The 3110-nt window shown below is 62.5% G+C and carries 3 protein-coding genes; 1 reads left to right on the top strand and 2 read right to left on the bottom strand.

Translation table 11 applies throughout. The annotated features are described in order from the left end of the window. Positions 1-54: 54 nt before the first annotated feature. Both ACXRVY_RS21830 and ACXRVY_RS21835 read right to left on the bottom strand, forming a co-directional pair. Positions 55-981, bottom strand: coding sequence for an alpha/beta hydrolase (locus tag ACXRVY_RS21830; protein ID WP_223463221.1), 927 nt, complete (start codon positions 979-981; stop codon positions 55-57). Then, on the bottom strand, positions 968-1807 hold the full coding sequence (locus tag ACXRVY_RS21835; protein WP_223463220.1) for an SDR family NAD(P)-dependent oxidoreductase: 840 nt from the start codon (positions 1805-1807) through the stop codon (positions 968-970). Before ACXRVY_RS21835 ends, ACXRVY_RS21830 begins: the two co-directional genes overlap by 14 nt. Before the next feature lie 146 nt (positions 1808-1953). On the opposite strand from ACXRVY_RS21835, the gene ACXRVY_RS21840 reads away from it, so the two are divergent. Beyond that, the gene (locus ACXRVY_RS21840) at positions 1954-2997 is read left to right on the top strand and encodes a Rieske 2Fe-2S domain-containing protein (protein WP_223463219.1); all 1044 of its coding nucleotides are present in this window, start codon (positions 1954-1956) and stop codon (positions 2995-2997) included. The last annotated feature ends 113 nt before the right edge of the window (positions 2998-3110 follow it).

The following is a 3110-nucleotide window of genomic DNA, read 5'->3' on the forward strand; positions in this document are numbered from 1 at the left end:
GACCGGCACTGATGGCCTCGATCAGTTGCGGCACCGTGTTGAAAGCCAGGCCGTTCACTGGAGTGCCTCGCGCAGGTCCGCCGCCGCATCGGACAAGGCATATGCCGCCCCTTCGACAAAGGGCGCCATGCTGATAAAACCGTGGATCATGCCGTCACAACGCTGAACCCGCACAGGCACTCCGGCCTCGCGCAGGCACTCGGCCATTGCCTCGCCTTCATCGCGCAATGGGTCGAATTCGGCGGTAATCAGGGTCGTTGGCGGCAATCCCGCCAGGCTCTCGGCGCGCATGGGCGAGGCCAATGGATCATCCGCCTGCCCGACGTCTTGCAGGTACTGCTGCCAGAACCAGCGCATCATCCCGGCGGAAAGCAGATAGCTCTCGGCAAATTCTTCGAAGGACTTAGAGTCGCAACCTGCGTCAGTGACCGGGTAAAACAGACACTGATAGCTGACCTTCGGCCCCTGGTGTCGTGCCGCCAACTGACTGACAGCCAGCGCCAGGTTGCCCCCGGCGCTGTCCCCGGCCAAGGCCAGCCGGCTGCCGTCGACGCGCAGTTCAGCTGCGTGCTCAACCAACCAGCAGGTGGCCGCATAACAATCGAGCGGTGCAGCCGGGAACTTGTTTTCCGGCGCCAGTCGGTAGGCGACCGACACCACCACCGCCTCGGTCTGACGGGCCAGCGAACGGCAGAGATTGTCGTGGGTATCGAGATTGCCCATGACAAATCCGCCGCCATGGAAAAACACCAGCAATGGCAGATTGAATGCTTCCGATGGCCGGTACAGCCGTGCGTCCAGTTCACCGTCCGCGCCGGCCACCCGCAGGTCGCGCACCTCGCTCATCGGATCGCCGGGAATGGCCGGCAGCAGGTTGTCGGAGAACTGCCGGTACTGTGCGGCATCGACCTGACTGAAATCGGGTTCCGGGATGTCGCGAAACTGCTGGAGGACTCCAGCGATCTGCTTATCGAGCGGCATGGGCATCGTCCTCTACGTCAGTCATTTGAAACTGCGGATTGGTTTCTCCCAGGATGCTTCGCAGACGGCGTTCAAGGGCCGGTTTGAAACTCTTGTGGGGCAGAATCCAGAAACGCTTTTGCGCGACGGCGTCGAACACTTGCGCGGCCAGCTCCGCCGGGGTCATACCCTGGCGAACGGTGCTGTCGAGCAATTGATTGAAGTCGGATCCGGCGGTACCCGCCACCTGGTTCGACGCCATGATTTCACTGGCCACCGGCCCCGGGCACAGCACCGAAACCGACACCGGCGCACCGATCATGGCGAGTTCGTAATGCAGGGTTTCCGAGAGCGCGACCACGGCTTGCTTGGTCACGTTGTACGGCGCCATCAGCGGGCTGCTGACCAGCCCGGCAAGGGACGCCGTGTTGACCACATGGGCTGCCCGGCCCTGGCTGAGCAGCAGCGGCACAAAGCTGCGAATGCCGTTGATCACGCCGTTGAGGTTGACGTCCAGTATGCGCTGCCATTGCGCCTCGGTGATTTCCCAGCTGAAGCCGGTTTGCATCACCCCGGCGTTGTTGAACAGCAGGTCCACCCCGCCAAATTGCTCGACAGCCCGGTCACGCAAGCGCTCGACCTGCGTTACATCACCGACATCGGTGACGCAGGCAATCGCTTGTACACCGCTGGCCTGCAATTCGTCGCACAGGGCTTGCAGGCCCGCTGCATCCCGATCCGCCAGCACCAGGCGCATGCCCAGCTTCGCCGCGTGTTCGGCCAAGCCTCGGCCAATACCACTGGCGGCCCCGGTAATCACCGCTACCGGCCCTTGTTCATTACTCATCGCCAACTCCTGCCATGGGTCCAATGACGCCAGTAGAGCGGGCCAACCAAAAGCAGCCATCGTCCATTCAGACGATGCCCGCTTTTACAGGGCCGGCAGAATCCGTTACATGCGCCAAACCCGTGATCCCTTGGGAGAATAATAAGATGAGTACCCTGCACCGCATCGAAGCCAAACTGCTGGAAGACCGCTACGCCCGCGGCTGGCATTGCCTGGGCCTGGCCGCGCAATACCGCGACGGCAAGGCCCATCGCCTGGAGGTGTTCGGCACCCGTCTGGTGGCGTTCCAGGGTGAAGACGGAGAACTGCATATTCTTGATGGCTACTGCCCGCACATGGGCGCCGACCTGAGCACCGGTTGCGTTGAAGGTAACTCGATCCGCTGCCCGTTCCACGCCTGGCGCTGGGGCGCCGATGGCGTGTGCGATGACATCCCCTATGCCAAGCGCATCCCGCCACGGGCCAAAATCAAGAGTTGGCCGATCATGGAAGAAAACCAACTGCTATTCGTCTGGAATGACCCTGAAGGCAACCCGCCGCTGCCTGAGCAACGCATTCCGCGCATCGACGCCTGCTACAGCGACGAATGGGCGGCATGGGAAGTCGCCGAATTGCAGATTGGCACCAACTGCCGCGAACTGATCGACAACATCGCCGACATGGCGCACTTCGGCACTGTGCACGGCGCGCCGGTCGAGGAGTTCATCAACATTTTCCAGGGCCACCTGGCGACTCAGATCATGCGTGCCCGCAGTGAGCGCCTGTCCGGTGACAGCGTGCTGACCACCGAAGCCACCTACTTCGGCCCGGCCTATCAGATCACCGAAATGAACGGCGCCATGAACGGCCAGCCGATCCACTCGATCCTGCTCAACTGCCACGTGCCGATCGACCTGGACAGCTTCACCCTGCGCTACGGCGTGCTGGTGAAAAAGATCCCGGGGCTCAGCGAGGAGCAGAACCAGGCGATGGCCAAGGCCTACGTAGCGCAGGCTCAGGCAGCCTTCTACGAAGACGTGGCCATCTGGCACAGCAAGACCCGCGTCGACAACCCGCTGCTGTGTGACGGCGACGGTCCGGTCTATCAGTTGCGTCGTTGGTACGAGCAGTTCTATACCGATGTGGAAGCGCTGTCGGCGGACGCTGCCGAACACAAAAAGTTTGTCGTGCGCACCAGCGAACGGGTCTGACGTCAGCGGCTTTTCGCCCGCCCCGGGCCTGAGCGGCAGCCGCCGGTCAGGCCTTGAGCCCGAGCGTTGCAAGGAGTCGATACCGGCGCTTATTCTCGGCCACCGCCAACGCT

Source organism: Pseudomonas sp. P5_A2_2 (genome assembly GCF_054177685.1).